This window comes from Paenibacillus sp. SORGH_AS_0306 (assembly GCF_030819345.1).
GTDB lineage: Bacteria > Bacillota > Bacilli > Paenibacillales > Paenibacillaceae > Saccharibacillus > Saccharibacillus kyungheensis.
In genome coordinates, this window is record NZ_JAUTBP010000001.1 from 529,595 (window position 1) to 550,024 (window position 20,430).

At 38.9% G+C, this 20,430-nt stretch carries 24 protein-coding genes and 1 riboswitch; of the genes, 12 read left to right on the forward strand and 12 right to left on the reverse strand.

From position 1 onward, the window contains the following. Nucleotides 1–112: 112 nt before the first annotated feature. The 7 genes from QE450_RS02130 to queC form a co-directional block, all read right to left on the reverse strand. Nucleotides 113–1,075 (reverse strand): S8 family peptidase, encoded by a 963-nt coding sequence (locus QE450_RS02130; RefSeq protein ID WP_307296484.1) that lies wholly within the window; start codon nt 1,073–1,075, stop codon nt 113–115. A 343-nt stretch (nt 1,076–1,418) separates the two neighbouring features. Next, on the reverse strand, nt 1,419–2,135 hold the full coding sequence (budA, locus tag QE450_RS02135; protein WP_274170696.1) for an acetolactate decarboxylase: 717 nt from the start codon (nt 2,133–2,135) through the stop codon (nt 1,419–1,421). A gap of 83 nt (nt 2,136–2,218) precedes the next feature. Beyond that, complete coding sequence (gene alsS / locus QE450_RS02140; protein WP_301261682.1) at nt 2,219–3,937, reverse strand: acetolactate synthase AlsS; 1,719 nt, start codon at nt 3,935–3,937, stop codon at nt 2,219–2,221. 682 nt (nt 3,938–4,619) lie between these two features. Further along, nucleotides 4,620–5,117, reverse strand: coding sequence for a preQ(1) synthase (gene queF, locus QE450_RS02145; protein ID WP_307296487.1), 498 nt, complete (start codon nt 5,115–5,117; stop codon nt 4,620–4,622). 87 nt (nt 5,118–5,204) lie between these two features. Next, nucleotides 5,205–5,936, reverse strand: a complete 732-nt coding sequence (gene queE / locus QE450_RS02150; protein WP_301261962.1) for a 7-carboxy-7-deazaguanine synthase QueE — start codon at nt 5,934–5,936, stop codon at nt 5,205–5,207. Nucleotides 5,937–6,094: 158 nt separating this feature from the next. Then, nucleotides 6,095–6,583, reverse strand: a complete 489-nt coding sequence (queD, locus tag QE450_RS02155; RefSeq protein ID WP_204825297.1) for a 6-carboxytetrahydropterin synthase QueD — start codon at nt 6,581–6,583, stop codon at nt 6,095–6,097. Then, on the reverse strand, nt 6,580–7,263 hold the full coding sequence (gene queC / locus QE450_RS02160; protein WP_307296490.1) for a 7-cyano-7-deazaguanine synthase QueC: 684 nt from the start codon (nt 7,261–7,263) through the stop codon (nt 6,580–6,582). The genes queD and queC overlap by 4 nt, the downstream gene beginning before the upstream one ends. A gap of 228 nt (nt 7,264–7,491) precedes the next feature. After that, a riboswitch (PreQ1 riboswitch) is annotated at nt 7,492–7,535 on the reverse strand. A 462-nt stretch (nt 7,536–7,997) separates the two neighbouring features. Here queC and fosB point away from each other — a divergent pair. The 4 genes from fosB to QE450_RS02180 all read left to right on the forward strand — a co-directional run bounded on the left by fosB (nt 7,998) and on the right by QE450_RS02180 (nt 9,919). Then, the gene (gene fosB / locus QE450_RS02165; protein WP_373462035.1) at nt 7,998–8,393 is read left to right on the forward strand and encodes a metallothiol transferase FosB; all 396 of its coding nucleotides are present in this window, start codon (nt 7,998–8,000) and stop codon (nt 8,391–8,393) included. Nucleotides 8,394–8,462: 69 nt separating this feature from the next. Continuing rightward, nucleotides 8,463–8,720 carry a hypothetical protein gene (locus QE450_RS02170; RefSeq protein ID WP_307296492.1) on the forward strand — a complete coding sequence of 86 codons (258 nt, stop codon included), beginning with the start codon at nt 8,463–8,465 and terminating at the stop codon, nt 8,718–8,720. A 39-nt stretch (nt 8,721–8,759) separates the two neighbouring features. Then, complete coding sequence (locus tag QE450_RS02175) at nt 8,760–9,056, forward strand: hypothetical protein (protein ID WP_273615226.1); 297 nt, start codon at nt 8,760–8,762, stop codon at nt 9,054–9,056. Between the two features lie 263 nt (nt 9,057–9,319). Next, on the forward strand, nt 9,320–9,919 hold the full coding sequence (locus tag QE450_RS02180; protein WP_307296495.1) for a hypothetical protein: 600 nt from the start codon (nt 9,320–9,322) through the stop codon (nt 9,917–9,919). A gap of 71 nt (nt 9,920–9,990) precedes the next feature. Here QE450_RS02180 and QE450_RS02185 read toward each other — a convergent pair whose 3' ends face one another. Continuing rightward, nucleotides 9,991–10,668, reverse strand: coding sequence for an AIM24 family protein (locus QE450_RS02185; RefSeq protein WP_273616249.1), 678 nt, complete (start codon nt 10,666–10,668; stop codon nt 9,991–9,993). 93 nt (nt 10,669–10,761) lie between these two features. Next, nucleotides 10,762–11,175: a hypothetical protein gene (locus tag QE450_RS02190; RefSeq protein ID WP_273615228.1), complete on the reverse strand. Its 414-nt coding sequence runs from the start codon at nt 11,173–11,175 to the stop codon at nt 10,762–10,764. A gap of 247 nt (nt 11,176–11,422) precedes the next feature. Between QE450_RS02190 and QE450_RS02195 the strand changes: the two genes are divergently transcribed. Together QE450_RS02195 and QE450_RS02200 are read left to right on the forward strand one after the other, a co-directional pair. Then, on the forward strand, nt 11,423–11,590 hold the full coding sequence (locus tag QE450_RS02195; protein WP_273615229.1) for a hypothetical protein: 168 nt from the start codon (nt 11,423–11,425) through the stop codon (nt 11,588–11,590). Nucleotides 11,591–11,843: 253 nt separating this feature from the next. Continuing rightward, entirely contained in the window at nt 11,844–12,692 is an 849-nt protein-coding gene (locus QE450_RS02200) for an EcsC family protein (protein WP_307296498.1), read from the forward strand. Between the two features lie 136 nt (nt 12,693–12,828). Here QE450_RS02200 and QE450_RS02205 read toward each other — a convergent pair whose 3' ends face one another. Then, on the reverse strand, nt 12,829–13,761 hold the full coding sequence (locus tag QE450_RS02205; RefSeq protein ID WP_307296500.1) for a M23 family metallopeptidase: 933 nt from the start codon (nt 13,759–13,761) through the stop codon (nt 12,829–12,831). 337 nt (nt 13,762–14,098) lie between these two features. On the opposite strand from QE450_RS02205, the gene QE450_RS02210 reads away from it, so the two are divergent. Both QE450_RS02210 and QE450_RS02215 read left to right on the forward strand, forming a co-directional pair. Continuing rightward, nucleotides 14,099–14,812, forward strand: a complete 714-nt coding sequence (locus QE450_RS02210) for a metal-dependent hydrolase (protein WP_204825288.1) — start codon at nt 14,099–14,101, stop codon at nt 14,810–14,812. 113 nt (nt 14,813–14,925) lie between these two features. Beyond that, entirely contained in the window at nt 14,926–16,353 is a 1,428-nt protein-coding gene (locus QE450_RS02215) for an alpha-L-fucosidase (protein WP_273615233.1), read from the forward strand. 103 nt (nt 16,354–16,456) lie between these two features. Here the strand turns inward: QE450_RS02215 and QE450_RS02220 are convergent, their stop codons facing one another. Together QE450_RS02220 and QE450_RS02225 are read right to left on the reverse strand one after the other, a co-directional pair. Further along, the gene (locus QE450_RS02220; protein ID WP_307296504.1) at nt 16,457–16,870 is read right to left on the reverse strand and encodes an ImmA/IrrE family metallo-endopeptidase; all 414 of its coding nucleotides are present in this window, start codon (nt 16,868–16,870) and stop codon (nt 16,457–16,459) included. A 166-nt stretch (nt 16,871–17,036) separates the two neighbouring features. Continuing rightward, nucleotides 17,037–17,474 carry a helix-turn-helix domain-containing protein gene (locus QE450_RS02225; protein WP_307296507.1) on the reverse strand — a complete coding sequence of 146 codons (438 nt, stop codon included), beginning with the start codon at nt 17,472–17,474 and terminating at the stop codon, nt 17,037–17,039. 418 nt (nt 17,475–17,892) lie between these two features. Between QE450_RS02225 and QE450_RS02230 the strand changes: the two genes are divergently transcribed. The 4 genes from QE450_RS02230 to QE450_RS02245 all read left to right on the forward strand — a co-directional run bounded on the left by QE450_RS02230 (nt 17,893) and on the right by QE450_RS02245 (nt 20,429). Beyond that, complete coding sequence (locus QE450_RS02230) at nt 17,893–18,399, forward strand: ArpU family phage packaging/lysis transcriptional regulator (protein ID WP_273615234.1); 507 nt, start codon at nt 17,893–17,895, stop codon at nt 18,397–18,399. A 128-nt stretch (nt 18,400–18,527) separates the two neighbouring features. After that, nucleotides 18,528–18,680, forward strand: coding sequence for a hypothetical protein (locus tag QE450_RS02235; RefSeq protein WP_307296511.1), 153 nt, complete (start codon nt 18,528–18,530; stop codon nt 18,678–18,680). 516 nt (nt 18,681–19,196) lie between these two features. Continuing rightward, nucleotides 19,197–20,105, forward strand: a complete 909-nt coding sequence (locus QE450_RS02240) for a hypothetical protein (RefSeq protein WP_307296513.1) — start codon at nt 19,197–19,199, stop codon at nt 20,103–20,105. A gap of 69 nt (nt 20,106–20,174) precedes the next feature. Next, nucleotides 20,175–20,429, forward strand: a complete 255-nt coding sequence (locus QE450_RS02245) for a YqzN/YkzM domain-containing protein (protein WP_307296516.1) — start codon at nt 20,175–20,177, stop codon at nt 20,427–20,429. The last annotated feature ends 1 nt before the right edge of the window (nt 20,430 follow it).

Consider the following 20,430-nt stretch of genomic DNA (forward strand, 5'->3'; position numbering starts at 1 on the left):
CTTTTTATCAGTATATCAGAAATGACATACAGGTTCATTCTAGAAAAAAATAAAACGTATCTACATCTACACTAAAGTAGACATAAATACGCAGAATAAGAATCTGATGCATTTAAATATTTAACAGTCTAGCAATAGTCTGTGGTTTGAATAATTTGGCAAGCTCTTCTTGAGCAGTCAGATAGACCATTCCATTTCCTTCGAGACGAGGAGAGTCACCGAGAGGAATCGTACGCTTGATCAATTGAGCATAAAGTTCAGGCTCTGTTAACTCTCGTTCAAAGCTTTGATTCGCGATTACTTTGATTAACGCCATCGCACCGGATACATGAGGGGTAGCCATAGAGGTTCCGCTCAGTGTGGCATATTTACCATCCAAATATGTCGATAATATATTTTCACCCGGAGCCACTAGATCAACTTCATTATTGGAGTTCGAAAATTCGGAAGATTGGCGATTAAGATTGATTGCGCCTACACTAATGACTTCATTATAATAACCAGGGTATCCATATTCGTCAGTATTAGAATCGTTGTCGCCTTCATTTCCAGCGGCACAGATCACTAGAATATTGCTGTTGACTGCTTTTTGAATCGCTTCATGTAATTCAGGTACATCATCAGGCCCACCAAGAGACATCGAAATAATATCTACTTTTTGCTCGATAGCATACTCGATTCCCTTAATAATCCAGTCAATTTGTCCGGAACCATCTTTATTTAAAACTTTACCAATGAGTAAATTCACTTCTGGAGCTACACCGACTACACCTGTATTGTTTTGGATCGCTGCAATCGTACCTGCTACATGAGTACCATGACCATTATAATCTTCATAGATATCAGGGTTACTTTGATCATCATCTGTAAAATTACGTCCTTTGGTAATACGACCTTGTAGATCAGGATGATCTGTATCACAGCCTGTATCAAGTATAGCGACGATAATACCTGCACCTTTGGTAGTGTCCCAGACTTGCGGAGCTTGAATCATTTCTACACCTGTTGGTGTTTCAGTAACTTGTTCTGCATGAGCAATCACTTCGTAAGGAATAATGCGCATATTACGTTCCATGTTTTGCCCTCCTTTAAATCATATCTGATCAGATCAACAACAATAAAGCTTGAAAGCTTACTTGCATGAACGAACGATAAGGTAGGATGGAAGTATCAACAAAAGTGTATATTCGAATATAGGTACAGTGTAACAATAATAAAGAGCCCAACACAGTTGCTATAGCCTTAGATATTGAACTTCTTTTGCTTTTATATATACAAAAATTGTTAAAAATTGACGAAAAACAATACAAAAAAGAACCTACCTCTTCTTCGTCAAAAGAAAGGTAGGTTAAGTAATAGGGAGGGTATAACTGGTCTAGCATCAAAAATATTCATCAAACACTATAAAGTGTGTTGACTTAATAAGCACCTTCAGCAGTCATAATATCGCGCTCCAGATTAGGAGCTTCAAGATTGGCATGTAAATACTCTTGATCATGTGGAAGAGCCAATTGGAAATCTTCGCTACTGCATATTGAAATCGTGCAGTGATCCACAATAAAGTCGAGTACATGACCACCACCATTACGCTCATCATTAATAAAGTGTAAGTGATAACCTGCTACACCAATTCCTTGAGCAAATGCTGGTGTCCAGAAGCCTGCAATCACTCCGCCTGTATTAGGGAAATGGAAAGAGGGCTGCGATTTGGTTACTTCGATAAACGGTTTGTACGGCTTTTGTTGATGCGGTACAGTTCGTGTATTCACTTCACGGAACTGACCATCGATACGTATTGCATGAAAAATATTAGGGCTATCCAGTAGATCGTCCAGTACTTTTTCCAATTGTTGACGAGTCAGTGTGCGATTGATCTGGAATGTTTTTTCCTCTTCAAAAAAAGTCACTGTCGAGAACGGTGTACTTTCTTGCATACCGACTTGCTGAGCACTACCGTCTGGATACAGGTGATAGAATTTACCATCAAAAGCGATCATTTCACCATCCAATTGATGAAACGTACCAATGCCGAAATCACCATGTTTTTTGAGTTCGCCAAATGTGACTGAACCATCATACATACCGCTGAGTAAAGCGATCATTGTTGAAGCTTGATATATTACGTGATTTCCCATTTCTGTCTAACTCCTTTTTCAAATAAAATCCAATGTTATCGATAAATAATAGTTATACGATTGTTGAAATCAATAGATCTATATTAGTTGATCGCATCAGGCAATAGTTTTTCACCTAATTTGATATTATCTTGATAATCAATAGGTACATCCACAACAACAGGACCTTGATGTGCCATCGCTTGACGAAGTACATCTTCTAACTCTTCAGGACGATTAACACGTAGCCCTAATGCGCCAAAACTTTCAGCATATTTTACAATATCGACTTTGCCAAAATCGACACCAGAGGTACGACCATATTTCATCACTTGTTGAAAAGCAACCATATCGTAAGCACCATCACGCCATACAATATGCACCAGTGGTGTATTTAAGCGGACAGCCGTTTCTAATTCCATCGAAGAGAATAAGAAGCCGCCATCACCAGAAATCGAAATTACTTTTTCATTCGGACGTACTAATGAAGCGCCGATTGCCCAAGGCATTGCCACACCTAACGTCTGCATACCGTTACTGAACAACAGACGACGAGGTTCGTAAGAACGGAAGTACCGTGCCATCCAGATGTAATGGGAGCCAACGTCGCAAGCCACAGTGACTGTATCGCCGATCATACCGCGTAATGTTTTCATAAATTCTATCGGATGAACAAGATCTGGATGCGAAGAATGGAATCCTTGACCATCTTGTTCTAGTTTATGATGTAAACGTGCAAGCACTTCAAGCGATTGTGAAGAAAGTCGTAAACCTTCCAACTGTGTAGACAAAGCTTCTATATTAAGTGCAATATTACCGATCAATTCGCTTTGTGGTTGATAATAATGATCAATATCCGCTTTGCGATTATCTAAATGAAAAACAAGTCGTTGACCTTCTTGATTCCATAAATGAGGATCATACTCGATAGGATCATAACCCACAGTGAGCACTAGATCAGATTGTTTGAGTAGTAGATCACCAGGTTGATTACAGAACAGTCCGACTCGACCTAGAAAGTGTTTTTCGAGATCACGCGAGATGGCGCCAGCAGCTTGGAATGTTTCGACTACTGGAATATCAGTATCACGAATCAGTTCACGAATCGCTTGTGTTACTTCAGGGCTACTTGCTTTCATACCTAATAAAATAACAGGCAATTTGGCTTGGCGAATCGCTGTAGCCACTTCATCAATCAGATGAGTAGGTGCTGTACCAAGCTGTGGTGTATGCATTGTATGGAAATTGAATTTTTTAGCTTCACTTACCAGTACATCCATCGGCAAACTAACAAAAGCAGCTCCCGGTTGAGAAGCAGAAGCTTCACGGAACGCATTCGTAATTGCTTCGCCTACATTGTTAGGATGTTCGACTTCAACGCTGTATTTGGTAACCGGTTCGAACAATCCTGCATTATCCATCGATTGGTGAGTACGTTTAAGACGATCTGTTCTGGAGACTGCACCTGCAAGAGCAACTACTGGATCACTTTCGGCATTGGCTGTTGCAAGACCTGTGACTAAATTAGATGCGCCTGGACCTGAAGTCACAAGACATACGCCAGGTTTCCCTGTTAAACGACCGATTGCCGCCGCCATAAAAGCAGCATTTTGTTCATGACGACATACGATTAATTGTGGACCTCGATCTTGCAAAACATCAAATACTGCATCAATCTTAGCTCCTGGAATGCCGAAGATATATTCAACTCCTTGAGCGATAAGGCTATCAACAACAACATCAGCACCTGTTGTCACCTTTGTTTTCGCTACGTCGGTTGGATTCGTTGTTTTAATTTTGGTTTCTGTACTCAATCTGTCCATCTCCTTTTTCTGTTTATGAAAATAATCATTTTCTTTTCTGTACTTTCTTGTAAGTATGGAAAAGAGTACATTACCTATTTTATTCCCAAATAAAGTAAAATCAACTGTTAAAATTTTAAATATTTGATGGAAGCGATACCAGAAAATACTATAAAAAATAGTTGAAAATCACAGAATATAATTATAGCGAAATTTAAAATAACGCTTTCGTAACAATAGTTTTTGAATATGAAATATCATAAATACCAGATTGTTGATTTTTAAATGAATTTAAATAGTCTATTTTAATGGAAATAAATGAATAAGGAATTAATATCATTATAAGATCATATGTACGGCTACCATTGAGCGCAGAGGGATTGTTAAAAAGAATTATAAGTGACTTTTATATTCAAATTGTTATATATAAAAGAGAATAATGATAAGGTGTTAGCCAGATTGTTCATACGCTTATTCCGACTATAGGGATAGGTTTTTCTATCATTATGGAAGTTAAAATGAAGTAGAGAAAGTAAAGAATTTAAAGATAATTTGGAAATAAAATATTTTTAGTATATTTTGTGAACACCATAAATCGACAAGATAATATATGCTTTATCATAGAAAAATAACAAAAAAAGCTAACGCAATAACACGTTAGCTTCAAGCAAAATTCTATTTATGGAGCATTTTCATATTACAATTAACGATTATCGATCGTTTCAGGATACATATCATGATTCATCATACGGTGCTCTGCCATTTGCTCATACTTCGTACCTGGCTTGCCATAGTTCGTATATGGATCGATAGAGATCCCGCCGCGTGGCGTAAATTTACCCCAGACTTCGATATAACGAGGTTCCATTAATTTAACCAGATCATTCAAAATAATATTCATACAGTCTTCATGGAAATCACCATGATTGCGGAAACTGAACAGGTAAAGCTTGAGTGACTTACTTTCAACCATTTTTTGATCAGGGATATAACTGATATAGATTGTAGCAAAGTCAGGCTGTCCTGTAATCGGGCAAAGGCTTGTAAATTCAGGGCAGTTAAATTTGACGAAGTAATCGCGATAAGGATGTTTATTATCAAAATTTTCAAGAATACTTGGATCGTATTCAAAATTGTATTTGGTACCTTGATTGCCGAGCAATGTTAAATCTTGCATTTCATCTTGTTGTCTTCCTGACATAAGAACAAATCTCCTCTAAATATATAATGACTTTCAATTTATTGCTTCTAGCATGTTACGTGAAAAAATAAGGGATATTATGATCTGCTACACTCCGCGCTTATTGCCCCATACCAGTGTATGCAGTTGCGGTAAAATACGAGCATCATTAAAAGCAGGCATTTCCATCGCTTGATCAATCAGCCACTCATAACGCTTCAATAAAGAAGCAGCAATCTGATCGTCTGCACTGGTCACATCCGGATTACCGGTCTGTAAATAAAGCAGTACATTCGGATAGCGCAAATGTACTTTCTCTGCATAAGCCAGATCATGTTCATCAAAAATAACAACTTTGAGGCTAAACGAATGGGCAAACTGTGATGTTCCTGCATAAGATAAAGACGTTTCTTGCGCTTGGGCAGTATAGCGACTAATCTGATTGTGTTCCAGACGACGAATAATATCATCTAACATCTCAAAATTCGTTGTCATTCCTGAACTTGGTGGCTTAGGAGAGATCGTAACTTCATTAATATCGGTCAACCAATCTTGCCATTTGGAACCTTGAGTCTCAACAGCGGTACGGATTCCTTTTTCAGCAAGCAATTTCACCAGCTCACCTAATTGAGGAAGCAATGCCGGATTCCCGCCTGAGATTGTCACATGGTTAAATCGATTGCCACCAATTTCAAACAATTGAGCATACACTTCTTCAGCGCTAAGACGCATAATCTGATCTTTGGCACTGCCATCCCATGTAAAAGCAGAATCACACCAGCTACAACGATAATCGCAACCAGCTGTACGGACAAACATCGTTTTCTGCCCGATCACCATTCCTTCACCTTGTACAGTAGGTCCAAAAATCTCCAGTACAGGGATAGGAGCTACTTTGGCTTGAGTGGTGTGTTCAGCATGATGATGGTCGTTAGCATCTGAACTGGCTAACTGGTTCGCTTTGGCAACTTGCTCGGCGTTTACTTTAAAGGTTGTACTCATGCTTGCATCCACTCCCGTCTTGCTTCTGCGTAACTGGTTGGTGTCTCATACAATTGTACAAATTCTACACGTCCGCCTTCGACTTGAGCTGCATAAGGCTCACTTTGTAATGCTAATTCCATTTGTTCATATAACCACACGACCATATTTTCAGCCGTTGTATTCATCGGAGGTAGTGTCTCATTCAAATAACGGTGATCCAGAAAAGGTTCGATATGTGCTTTCCAGATGTCTTTAATATCGCCAAAATCGACAACGATTCCATTATCACTTGGAATACCACTAATTCCAAAAATCACCCGGTACGTATGACCATGCAGATTCATACATTTACCTTCATAGGCATGTAAATGATGCGCCGCATCAAATGTAAATTCTTTATTGATAAGCACCCGTCTACGATGGTAGCGGAGCTGTTCATGTTGGATATCTGTACCATACTGCTGCAACTTTTCGACGATACGGAAAGGGCCCGGTTGATTCATCGACGTGCACCTTCAGTAGAGTTATTTTGTTGACGTTCTGCCAGATAACGATCCAGTCCAGCTTGACGCAATTTGCAAGCAGGGCATTCTCCGCAACCGGAGCCAACAATACCGTTGTAGCAAGTTAACGTTTTTTCACGTACATAATCAAAAGCACCTAATTGATCTGCCATTTCCCATGTCTGAGCTTTATCAAGCCACATCAAAGGAGTATGAATCACAAATTGATGATCCATGGATAGATTCAACGTTACATTAAGTGATTTGACGAAAATATCACGACAATCGGGATATCCGCTAAAATCCGTTTCACAGACACCGGTAATAATATGACGTGCGCCTTTTTGTTTGGCCATAATCGAAGCAAAACTCAAAAACAACAAATTACGTCCATCCACAAATGTGCTTGGTAATTCGCCTTCTTCGTGCGTAATATCAATATCCGAACGAGTTAGCGCATTAGGAGCCAACTGGTTGAGTAGACTCATATCGAGAATCGTTTGCTGTACACCTAATTCATTAGCGATTTGAGTAGCGACTTCGATCTCTGCGCTATGACGTTGACCATAGTTGAACGTTACCACTTCTACTTCAGCAAATTGTTCTTTTGCCCAGAACAAACAGGTTGTACTATCTTGGCCACCACTGAAAACGACGATCGCTTTTTCATTTTTAAGCATAAAAAAATCTCTCCATTTCCTTAAAGGGATATCAAGACACTAGAATGAAGATTACTTGCTTAGAAAAGAAAATGATCTGCATCATTCTAATTAGCAAAGTGTTCTACATACTATATCTTGTCGTCCTTCGGGAAGAAGAGAGTTCCATGAACCTGTCCAACAAAAAACAAACCTCATATCAATGCTAAAAAAGACACAAATGATCTTTTTTAATCGCTGCATTAATCAGGATTGATAGTTTTTTATAGAGGGAGTTCGCGAACCTCTCCCGCGTTGCTCTGTACGGAACCACGTTATCTACTTTATCAGCAGAAAGTAGTTCTTTGCAGGACACCACGGATTATCTTCTGTTCAGGATAAAACTTAAAAAAACTGCTTCGTTAGTATAGCATATTTGCAAGCAATGATGCATGATTAGAACTAAATAATTTATAAAGATTTTAAAGGAGCAATCGATGGAAAAATACATATGTGCTGTATGTGGATATGATCAATTAGATGAACCGCAATGGAAAGGTGATGCACCAAGTTATGAGATATGTCCTTGTTGTTTTTTTCAAGCAGGATTTGATGATGATGGAGCCAGTGAACCTGTTAGTGTCGAAGAATATCGCAAACGTTGGTTAGAGAATGGAAGCCCATGGAGAGGATCATATCAAAATCAGCCTGAGCATTGGGATGCAAGAATGCAATTAAAAAATATACATGTTGATCCAGACAAGAAGGAAGAGCCTATTATTCATGGGATAGGACATATTACATTTTCTGTAGCTAATATCGAGCATGCAATGACTTTTTATATTAATGTATTTGCTGTTCAGCCTGTATTAGTCAAACCAAAGACTGTTTATTTTGAAATAGCAGGTATTTGGTTAGCATTGAATGTACAAGAAGATATACCAAGACAAGAGATTCACCAATCATATACTCATATTGCTTTTTCGGTAAAAGAGGAAGATTTAGAAACTTTACAAGCTAGGCTTCAAAGAGCAGGTGCAACAATAGAAGAAGGTCGTCAGCGAAATCCAGAAGGAGAAGGACAATCTATCTATTTCCGCGATCCGGACGGACATTTACTAGAGTTCCATACAGGGACGTTAGAGCAACGATTGGATTATTATCGCAAATAATTAAGATTCTAAAATAAAGAAAATTTTAATATCAAAAGAGCCTAGAAGTATTCAATAAGGAGTTTATATATGAGTTCTATCAAAGAACAACCTGTTGGAAAATGTTGTGTATGCTCACAAGGTTGGATTATCGTTGTTAAAGAAATCTCCAGTCAAAAATACTTTGTATACTGTGATGAATGTGAAATAGAATGGGATCATCCTAAAGATTTTCTAACTAATCAGGAAGGGACTCGATTTAAATATGGATTTATTATAGAAGCGAGTGAACAGGAAGTGGTCGATATAGGTTGGTATAAATATATTGATCAAACCATGTTACAATAAAACAAACAACTGATTTTCATCAACAAAGGAGAATATACAATGAATATCACGATACGTAATGCTCAATTGGAGCAAGTGCCTGAACCGGATAAAGGATATATTGGCAAAGTAGAATTAGTCGTCGAAGGGCATGCAGAACCTTATGAAGTGACACTGTTCACCAAACGTGGCAAAGAGTGGGATTATAGCTTGCACTTTCTCAATGAACCCGGTAAAGAAGAAGAAATTCTGGCACTGGAAACGCTGATTAGTGAAGATGATGATACGTTTGATCGCATTATTGATGCGGTTTGGGATTTTTATGAAGCGAATGAAGAAAACTCTGCTTCCGAATAAATCATAGCCAACCTAAGAAGAAGTAGCTAATATCCGTCATCATTAGACAGGATGTTAGCTATTTTTTGTTATTTTTACATACAATGGAGTTATAACACTTGGCGTAAAGGGTTATTATAGGATAATATGCAAAAGAAGAGCTATTCCATATTCATATATCTAATGAGAGAAAGTAGGAGTTCCAGGCGGCATGATTTTGATGCAGCAATAATTGCACACATCGTAGCTTATAATAGACAACACATATGGAAGGGAGATGTATGATGATTGGTTTTTTTCGTAACAAAACGGTTCCTTTAGCTGATCAGTGGACACGTCTGAAAGAAGCAGGTATTACCGTAAATGAAGGAATTAGTCTTGAACATTTAATGAGTGGTAAAGATAAAGCTTGGTTTGAGGAGAAGCCTTATGTGCATCTATTGATCGCATTGGGCGGGCAGACATTGATCGAAGAAGAATGGGCAAATCATACAAGTAATATCTGGTATGTGGATCTCAAAGCGGTAGAAGATACCGATATTTATACTCAACTGGCGGAGCGTATGGTGCAAATGACCGATGGCACCCTTGAAATGAAACATATTCGCAGTTGTGTTGATCATGAGAAACGCAATGTACTGTTTTCGTTTATCTATCAGGGAGAACGGATAGAATGGAATTTGGAGTATAAAAATGAATGGATCGATAAAAGCTTTTTTGATCATATGATTGCGCTGGATCGCACACGTAATCCTGAACGACAATTTGTCGCTAGCCCGCAAGATCATCATTTATTGATTGCGTATATTGATCAGAAGCAGTTCAAACAGCTTAACAAATGGATCAAACCCGAGTTTGAATTATGGGATAATGGAGCTCGTTAATCGCAAAATGGATCGAATAGCTACCTGAGATAACAAGGTGTGCTAATCGATCCATTTTTGGATTCAACTTATTATTTAATAAATATGCCACCAAAAGGAATCACTTCACGTAGCACTCGCTTGAACAATCCATCGCCTTGCAAATGCTTTTCCAGTTCGCCGCTATCATGTCCACTTTGAATCAGTACCGAGCCATTACCTGTCATTTGCCATTGATAATGCATATGCTGGCTAGCCAGATGATTACCATAGACGCTTAACTTCAATTGAGCATTTTCAGGATAAGCAAGCAGACTACGAGCATCTACATATAAAGGTTCGGTAGGATGCAGTTTCATTTCAACAACAGCACCTTTGGTCAAAATGCCGATTTCACCTTCACCGCTAAATTTTACTTTGATCGCATCACGAGTAATTAGCATATTTTTGAACTGTAAGAGTCGGGTCTGCATTTTGATGCCATCTGTATAATAAAAAAGGTGCCGAAAATCATAAAGAAGATCACTACCACCACTAATAGGAATAGGCATCAAATTAAAACCGGGGGGAAGAGAAGCGATAAATCGACATGAACCTGTAAAGTCAGCTCGAATCAGATTACGTTTGCGGTACATTCCTTTGACATCCATAAAGCGATCACTGCGTCCTCCAGAAGGGCCGGTATATGCTATCACTTGACCGGGATGGAGCATATGCAATTTTTCCGCTTCATCTAGTACAATCGTTACCGCTTGTCCGGACGAAGGCATTTTGGTTGATTGTTGCCATTCCAAGTGCAAAAGGGTTCCTCCTGAAATTTATAATTAACATAGTCACTGTTTTCTTTTCGATCAATCGTATCATTAACGACGACGTAAGCCAAAACGGATCAGACGGGTAGATATAAAGAAAAGTACAACTATCCCTATAGCAGTAAAGACCAATCCTTTCCAAAAACGAGCGCTTTGTGCACGATCAGCTTCCGATTGCTTGAGTTGTTCTACTGTTTGCGCGAGCAAAGCATTTTGTTCAGCCAGACGTGCATTTTCTGTACGGTAAGCTTCTATATTCGATTGAGCTTGATCAAGTTTATTTAATGCTTGATCATACCCTTGTTTGAGTTCATTCACTTCCTGGGGCAAATTCGTAAAAGTCTCAATCCCATTTTTGTAGTCTTCCCACCAACCTGCATGTGCCATCGTCTGGCTTGTAAATAGCCCTGATAATACGATGAAGCCGACCAAAAATATTCGTAACGGTTGAGTCCTTTTTGGCATTGTGATCCCCCTTTCGTTTCAATAGATTCAGTGTAAAGATGTATCATAATACATATACCCTAATATTACATGGTTTATAGGAAAAAATACATTTTGTTCTATAATGAGTCAGATACATTTCCGGCAAAAACATATGAAAGATGTTTAACTTCTTCTAAATACGGGTAATACTAAGACAGGCCAAGAAAAATTTCCAGTTCCACCACATACAAATACGAAGATTAACTATACTAGGAGTGAAAGACAAATGTACAATTCTAACTTTGATCATAATTACAGAAAGATTCAAATTACAGTAAATGGCGAGCCAGTAGGCGACGGTTTGGTATTAGATCGTGTCACTTATGCACCTTTACGTGAAGAAGACAATCAAGCAGATAAAGCGAATCAACATCAAGCCATATCTTCTATCTAAATAAACATTAATATAATGAGTATCACCGATAGACGCGGAGATCCACGACCCGCGGCTTTTTTATATCTAAAATGATGTGTACGGAGCATCTACAAAGACAATAAGCCGTATAATTATTTTTTCTGTAGATAGAGAAAATGGTTATAGGGCTTTTTTTGATAAATAAATAGGTAACATAGGTGTAGTAACTGCTTAATATCTATTATAATAAGTAAAATAGAGCATTAATTATGGATTGAAGGAGCCCAATACGATGAACACTATGGAGAGTCAGGCTGAACTTGAACAAGCATTACAACAGATTAAAAAGTGGGAAAAAAATCAAGGTGGTCTTATGTTTTGGGACAGATTGGGACGTATTCCTTTTATGATCCTCGATAAAATGACACCTAAAATGATCCGTAACAAATTAGGAGTAGTCTTAAATGAGTTAGGACGTTTTATTCAAAGTGGAGGAACATATCTAATTTCATCCAAAGCAGTCCTGCAACGTCTAGCCAAAGAACAAGGTCAAGCTGAGCAAGAGCTAACGATATCACAAGCATCTCAATTGCCTTTGCAAGTGATGAACAAAACAGCAGACTCTTTATCCAAAAATCGTTCCAACTGGGCAGCGCTTCAAGGAGCAACAACAGGCATAGGCGGTATTTTCACTATTTCGGCAGATATTCCAGCAATGATTGGGATGTCGCTCAAAATACTACAAGAGATTGCATTATGTTACGGTTATGATCCAAAAGATCCGAAAGAGCGTTTGTTTATTATGAAATGTCTGCAATTCGCTTCTTCTGATGTAGTAGGCAAAAAATCAATTTTAGCAGAATTATCTGATTTTGATCATGCAGATACATCCAAAGAAGTATTTTCGCAAATGAAAGGGTGGCATGAAGTCATCACCACCTATCGTGATAATTTTGGGATCAAAAAATTATTTCAATTGATCCCTGTTGCCGGGATTGCTTTTGGCGCATTTACGAACCATACCGCACTTGAAAGTGTCGCAGAAGCAGGTAAAATGTTGTACCGCAAACGTCGTATTCAAGAACGTCTACAAGAGTTACAACAAGCCGAATCAAGTTCTCCTTCATTAGAAAAAATGTAATGGAATAGAGCTGATCGAGCAGGTTCTATGCGAAATATTTGAATAGCTAATCATTGTAAACAAAGACAAGCGTTCTCCATCGTAATCGTGGAGATAACGCTTGTCTTTCTCTTTTATACAAAAGCGAACATACGTGCTATAATGAGGGATGCATAACCTCGCCTTGAATAGGTGAAATGTTATTGACAAACTGTACAGGTAACGAAGTAGAATCTGCCCAATTGGCTTGATCCATCACTTGAAAATGAATATGAGGTTCGCTGGAATTGCCAGAATTACCACATTGTCCAATCACTTGTCCACGCTTCACCGTATCACCGACTTGTACTGTAATCGAATGTTGACGGAAATGAGCAAGCATACTGTATTCACGATCAGCATGTTGAATGATCACGTAATTACCAGCAGGCTGTTGTTCATTGGTTGGACCTACAGGAATATTATCTGCAATATCGTTCACGACTTTAATGATTTTGCCATCAGCAGGTGCAGTGATCGGTCGACCAAAAGCAAAGTAACTACTGTTCTTTTTCGCATTACCACGGTAAGAAGTTCCATTTTGAGTAACGATAAGATCATAAGCATAACGTTGATTCGGATATTCATAATGGTAATTGATCAATGTATTAGAGCCACCCCAGACCACTTGCCAGTTTTGCTGAACAGGTGGACTGAATATCGTTTGAGTCTGTATATGATCTGTAGCAGGATACTTTTCTAGCTCGTTTACACGTAAGCCTAAAATTGTATGATCTGGATAATCAGGTAGCTGATCAGCAAACACAGCAACGATTCCGCGACGTTGTTGTTCGTTTACCCAGACTTTGCGAATCGTATGGTCTTGTTTGAGTTCAGATATAGCTTGGAACCCTTTGGCATCATCGCCAAACGAAGAAATAACTTTGAGAAACGTATCCCATGATACTTCTTCTTTGAAAGCTTGAGAAGTCTGAGAATAAATTTGCTCATAATTTCCTTTGACTAATTCATTTGCCAGATGATCGGGATGAATCGGATATTCTGATGTATCGCTAGGTGTGACACGCACAGATTGTGAAGTTTTATGCATAATTTGTTCTCCTGACTGTATCTTGAATGATTTACTAGTTACAGATGAAGAAGCTAGGTGGTCTGTATTACAACTGGTAAGCATCAGGCTCAATAGTGAACAATATAATGTAATACGGAGCAATTTTGATAATGTTCCCATATGAACGCTCCTTTAAAAGATGGTAGAAAATGTGATCCAATTCTTCTGTGATGTCTTTATAGCTATCTTACTATGAATAATCAGGATAAAAAGGCGAATAGGAAAAATTTAACATTCATCTAACAAATCAAACATTTCATTTACAAAACAACATGAATAACTGGATGTGCTTGGCAGAAAGGAAGATTTTTTTATTATGATGGGTAAATCGCATTTTATTATTAGTACCGGCGTAACCGTTTCGTTGATGACACTTGCAGGAATACCGGTCACATCAGCAGCTGTTGTGGCAGCGGCTGTTAGTTCTTTATTACCCGATATCGATGAGCCTAATTCACTGCTTGTCTCCAAAACATTATCTGAACCTCTATTGCGCGTATTACAGACGATTATGCTGGTATCGGTTGTATGGATTTTGTGGAAAGGGCTTTTTGGAATGCCATGGGATATAGGGATCGCAGTCGCTGTTGTCTTTATAGCTTTTTTGCCTGTTCGTTCTTTGCGCAAATTTGTGATGTTTATGATTGGAGTCGGTATGATTATTTATGGCCGAGATATAGCTCCATGGAATTATATGGCAGGTAGTTTGCTGATTATTTGTACCTTTTTACCTCACCGGGGATTAACTCATACAATCTATGGTACAGCGGCATGGTCAGCGTTATTGTATGGAACGACTGCTCATCTAGGCAAAAGTATCTGGATAGCGGGCGGAGTTTCTTATTTTCTACATTTATTAGCTGATTCTCTTACCAACCGAGGCGTAAAATTGTTGCCACCGCTTAAATGGAGATTGCGTTTTAATTTGATGAGCACAGGAACCAAAAAAGGCGATAAATTTGAAAATATATGTATCGTATTGACACTTATTTTGCTAGGGATCGTCTTTTTACCGAAGTTATCAGGGTAGAACGAAAAAAAGTATACACAATCATAAAAGAATCATGCAGGAAGTTCCCTCTGTATCGCCAATTGATATAGTAAGCATTTCAATCTATAACTAAGCGACAGGGGGAAAAAGCAATGAGTGAGCAACCGATGAATGAACAAGAACGTGAAATGATGGAAAAGCTGATGGAAGTACAGGGTGGGGTACATAATTACAGCAGTGAGGAATCCTGGGTTAAGCCAGAAGATCCGTTCATTTTGGAACGATTAGAATGGTTCAAAGATCAGAAGCTAGGACTGATGATGCATTGGGGGCCTTATTCACAGCTAGGGGTAGTCGAATCCTGGGCGCTTAGTGATGATGATGGCGATTGGTCAAGAGACGGGATCGATTGGCAACAGGACAAAGAAGAATTGAAAAGAGAGTATTTTGATCTGAACAAAACATTTAATCCGATCCGCTTTCAACCGGAAGTCTGGGCAGAACTTGCGGCAGAAGGTGGATTCAAATATTTAAATTTTACAACCAAGCATCATGATGGATTTTGTATGTGGGATACGCACACAACCGATTATCGCATTACAGGCAAAGACACTCCTTTTCATCAGCATAAATATGCCGATATTGTAGGCAATGTGTTCAATGCTTTTCGGGAAAAAGGATTAGCGATCTCTGCTTATTTCTCCAAAGCGGATTGGCATACTCCATATTACTGGGCAGATGGCATGGAACGTGGACAAAATTCATGGCGTGGCCCTTCATATGATCCTGCTCAATATCCATGGTTATGGGAAAAGTTTGTTGAATTTACGCATGAGCAGATTTTGGAATTGTTGACGAAGTACGGACGGATTGATGTACTGTGGTTAGATGCAGGATGGGTTAGACCGGGTAAAGGCAATCAAGATATTCGTCTGGGTGAAGTGGTGGAAAAAGCGCGTAAACAGCAACCGTGGTTATTGTCAGCAGATCGTACTGTAGGAGGAGCTTATGAAAATATAGTAACCCCTGAACAGACAGTTCCAGAACATGCGATGTCGATTCCATGGGAAAGCTGTGTGACGATGGGAACTTCGTTTTCTTTCCGCTATGAAGACAACTACAAGTCAGTGCGTGAATTAGTGCATATGTTAATGGAGATTGTCGCCAAAGGTGGTAATCTAGCACTGAATGTAGGGCCACAACCAGATGGACGTTTGCCAGAAGGAGCTATCGATCGGATCAAAGGATTGGGTGCTTGGCTCAATGTATACGGAGAAGCTGTATATGGAACACGCAGTGTTGCACCTGTGTATACACAAGGTTGGGCATTTACAGGTAAAGCAGCTCAGCAGACCGTATATGCTTCGTATTTATATGCGAACGAAGCGATAGTGGTTCCGTCTACGATCAGTATTCCTTATATGGAACAGATCGCAAGTATCGATTTATTAGGCGAAGAAGTCATTGAAGGATTAGACTTTGAACAAAATGAAGAAGGTATTGTGGTGAAATTGCCTGCATCTGTAACCGATGTAACAAGTGCGCCAATTGCTCATGTATTTCGTATTCAACAATCTTAAAAGATAATATAGATCTGTACAGCAAAAAGAGTGGTTATCTAAAACCACTCTTTTTGTGTAGGTAATAATAAGCTTAAAAACGCTGAAAAGAACGTATGTTCGATTAATAATCAAAAAAATAATACATCTCTGGTGGGATGCCTGTTCGTTTAGCAAAAGCTTCGGTCGTTTCTCCTATTCGTTGTTCTTGTCCAACTGTTAGTAATGTAATCGCAAAATAGTTGGCTTGTCTTTCTAATTTACCTGGCCAGAAGTAAGAATGTTCTTCTAAAAAAAAGCGATTAATGCCTTTATGCAGTCGGTCATGTCCCAGTTCGTGCGCACATACGAATCGCTGCCATTGATCCGAAAGCCCTTCATTAATAATAATAAAGCGTTGTCTCAATTTTTTGTAATACAATCCCTTGGTTGATTTCCCAAGATCCATATAGCGAATATGTATGCCGAGCGCTTCAGCAATTTCAAAAGGGCAATTGGTTTTATATTTGCGGACCAGATGAGCTGCGTTCTCTTCCATCGTTACAAGCCACCTCCGAGCGCTTAGTCGAATAAGCGCGACTTCTTCTAGTCTGATAAGAAAGTGATTTTTACAAAGCAAAACTTCTTTCGTCCAAGCGCTTGGCAGTAAAAGCGCCTTTCTTCTATAGAATACGTAACTGCTTACTATACATAAGATAAAGTGTTTATTTGGATGTAGAATCGTCAGAAGAAAGAGGTTTCCGTTTGTTCATTTGCTTGGCTTCCCAGAACAAACCGGTTAATACATCTTTGATCCGTTGCTTATCTTCATCATCCAGTGGCACTCCATCAAACATTAATTCACCATCTTCCTCTAACATTTTTTTAAAATCTCTTTTATCACGCGAACTAGCCCACTCGGGAATTTGTTCTGTTTCTTCAGGGCGCAAATATCCTGCTTGATCCATCATTTCGGAATAAGAAATAGCTAGCGCTTTGGCTAGTTTTTCGATCGTTTGTGGCTTAGGCACACCACGTCTACCATTTTCGATCCGCGAAATTTGTGAAGTGCTGATGCCGGCGATCTCTGCCAACTGATTAATACTCCAGTGTTTTTGCTCACGTATTTGCTTCAAATATAGACCAAATGAAAGATTATCCACCGACAATACACCCTTTCTATAGGTACACTTGCGAAATATTCAATGAAAGTAAGAACACTTATAATATACCCTAGTATTGCCATTAGGTAAACACACTCTTTTATTTCTTTGCCAAAAGGTATGGGTTTGTGAGCAAAAGCGAGATAATACATGTTTTTTGTGTGAAAATCGCTTTATTTCCGATTTTACCAATATTCTCCGGTATGATATTGTAAAATCATAAAATACGAACAAGATACGAACAAGATCAATAAATTGGAATTTTTGATCAGTTTATAGAATGAGAGAAAGTCATTATTGTTTAAAATATTGCCAAAAGGTAATGGATGAAATAGCAAGAATATTGCCAGGTGGTTGTATTTTGTTAGCTCCGTTCTACTTTATAACTATACTAACCCTACTAAAGGAGTGTTGTCTCATGAATTTATTAACTGCTCTACCTGAATTAGATCGCCGCCAAACTCGTACTGCTGTCGAAGCGGTATTTGAAAAATATCGGATTTACAAAACAATCACATTTGAAATGCGTGAAACGTCGATGACTGCTTCTTATCAAGAACGGATGCATGGCCCTACAAATGTAACTAGCGATTCTACAGCAAATGCTGCGATCTATAATGTAGATACACCAGCCGCACGTCGTGCTTATTGTGAACGAGTAGAAGCGATTGTAGAGCGTTTGGGAGAACGCGAGCAATTGTTGCTTAAAGAGCGTTATCTCAAACACGATGATGTATTCGATTATAAAGTGTACAGTTATTTGTTCGATCCGCCGATCAGCAAAGATACGTATGTTAAAGTCAGAACCAAAGCTTTTTACAAAATGGCGTTAGCACTTGCTGATACAGGAATGATTAAATTAGATGAATTGATGCCGAAAAAAAACCGTACCCGTCGCAGTACAGAAGTTCCTTATAGTTCATAATAATTACATGATAAAGCACAGATCTATACAATCATTGTAAGGAAGATAGAGAGTCCAACGGTAAAGTGGAATATAACTCATAGATTGTGTTACCTTTAGACAGATCTCAATAGAAATGAGGAAGAATCATGAGCCTAAAAGCAAAACCTGCATGGTGGATCAAAGTTGCTACAGCATCTGTGCTAGTATGTGCAGTCGATATTGTACTTTCTCGCAAAGTAGCCAGTCAATCGTGTCCCAACGCTGTAGATACATCGACAGGCAATCATCCAGTAAAATAAGTAATATTCAATCATATATAAGTCGTCCTAAACGTTTGCTTACGAGCAGACGTTTTTTTTTATTATGGAAGCTTTTCATAATAGATTTCAGTATCATATTCGAAATGGAGCGGAATAATGAGAATAACACAACGAATATAGGTTGATTCACTAATAGGGCTAAATTGTTTTAACCTTCATTTATATAGAAGAAAAGAATTCAATCAGGCAGAAAAAGCGCTATAAAGCCTGTTATATCAACGAAAATCAAGCTTATCGAGAGGGGTTCCAATACCTCTTCTTTTTACCGCCGTAAGTCATCTATTAACCGTCCTTTTTTCGTCCGATACACCGTCTCCATTAGGAGAAAAACGAGGTAAGATTGTATTATCGGAAATGAAGCAAAAGGAACACAATCAACCGAAAGCACATACGCTAATGTACAGACTGATCCTAGAGATTCAGTCTTTTTTTCATGCGGTGAGATGATTCCTTTGCTTATATTTCTGGATAAAGGAGGTGAACAATATTCCTAAGATGCGAGCTACGATCAAGTCCAAGCTGGCAGAGATTATTCCAGAATGGAAAGGTCAGGTTTACGACCTTCCGCCACTTGATTTGATTTTGCCAGGTTCTTGTGCAGTCGTTACTTTTGCAGAAGAAGTACAGAAGTCATCTTGGGCAGGTTATCGCCGGATTGTTAAAGTCTGGCCTTACGCCCGAGTGAGTAATGGCGGCTTTGAACAAGTAGAAGCTTGGACACAACAATTGATTGAAGCATTACATGATGTGCGTTTGGAAGATAAAGAAGGGCATGCATTTACATGTATCTATCTTGGTGCTTCGGACAGTGACCGAATCGATACACTCAGTGGATTAGCTACACGAGCGATACGATTTGGTATCTATGTTCCTGAACCATTAGATACATCTACTAGCAATAATGCGCTTCTGACTTCCAGCATTGCTGATGCCAATCCGTCTGCAACACTTGAATCTGGACAACCTGATTCATGGCTCACCGCCTTACACGATTGGACACAAGAACAACTAGGCAATGAGTGGACAATCTATAAGGAAGCGTGGCCTGCTGGTTATGTTGCTCCTGCTGTGCTCTGGCGATTGACTGCAAGTAACTTTGCGGCGGCAGGAACTTCTGCTTTTGATGTGCGCAAGCAATGGATAGGGCATGTCTATGGGCGAAATGCACAAGAAACACAGCGAATAGCGACCGGGTTGGTAGAACGTCTGAGTTCACAGACACGAATCCCACTCGATCTGGCTGATCGACGTTATTTAACGGTAAGTGAAGCATCTGTAGATTTACAAGCAGATGCTTTTTTGAATGGACAGATTCGTTTAACGTTGTTGCGTCGTGTCCAGCGAGAATTACCTAATGCACCGTTAATTCGCGAAGTGACCAACAAACCTGTTTTAGATTACTAAATGTATGCTGAAGCGAATAAGTGCAAGCTTACTCATTTCATAGTCATGCTAAGAAAATGAGGTGTTCTGATGGCAAATGTCAGCAAAAAGAGTGTAACTGCTAAAACAAGCAGCACTCCAGTACATGAAGATACGGAGCAGTCCTCTTCCCAAGCAAGTCAGCCTCAATATACGCTGACTGAACTTCTGCAACATGCAGATGAACTTTTTGGAGTAAAGGCTGAAGTATTGCATGGTGTGTTTTACGATGATTCCGAAAAATTATTTTCAGTAGAAGAAGCTACACAAAAAATCCAACAATTTATGAAAGAGAAGGTGAAGTAAA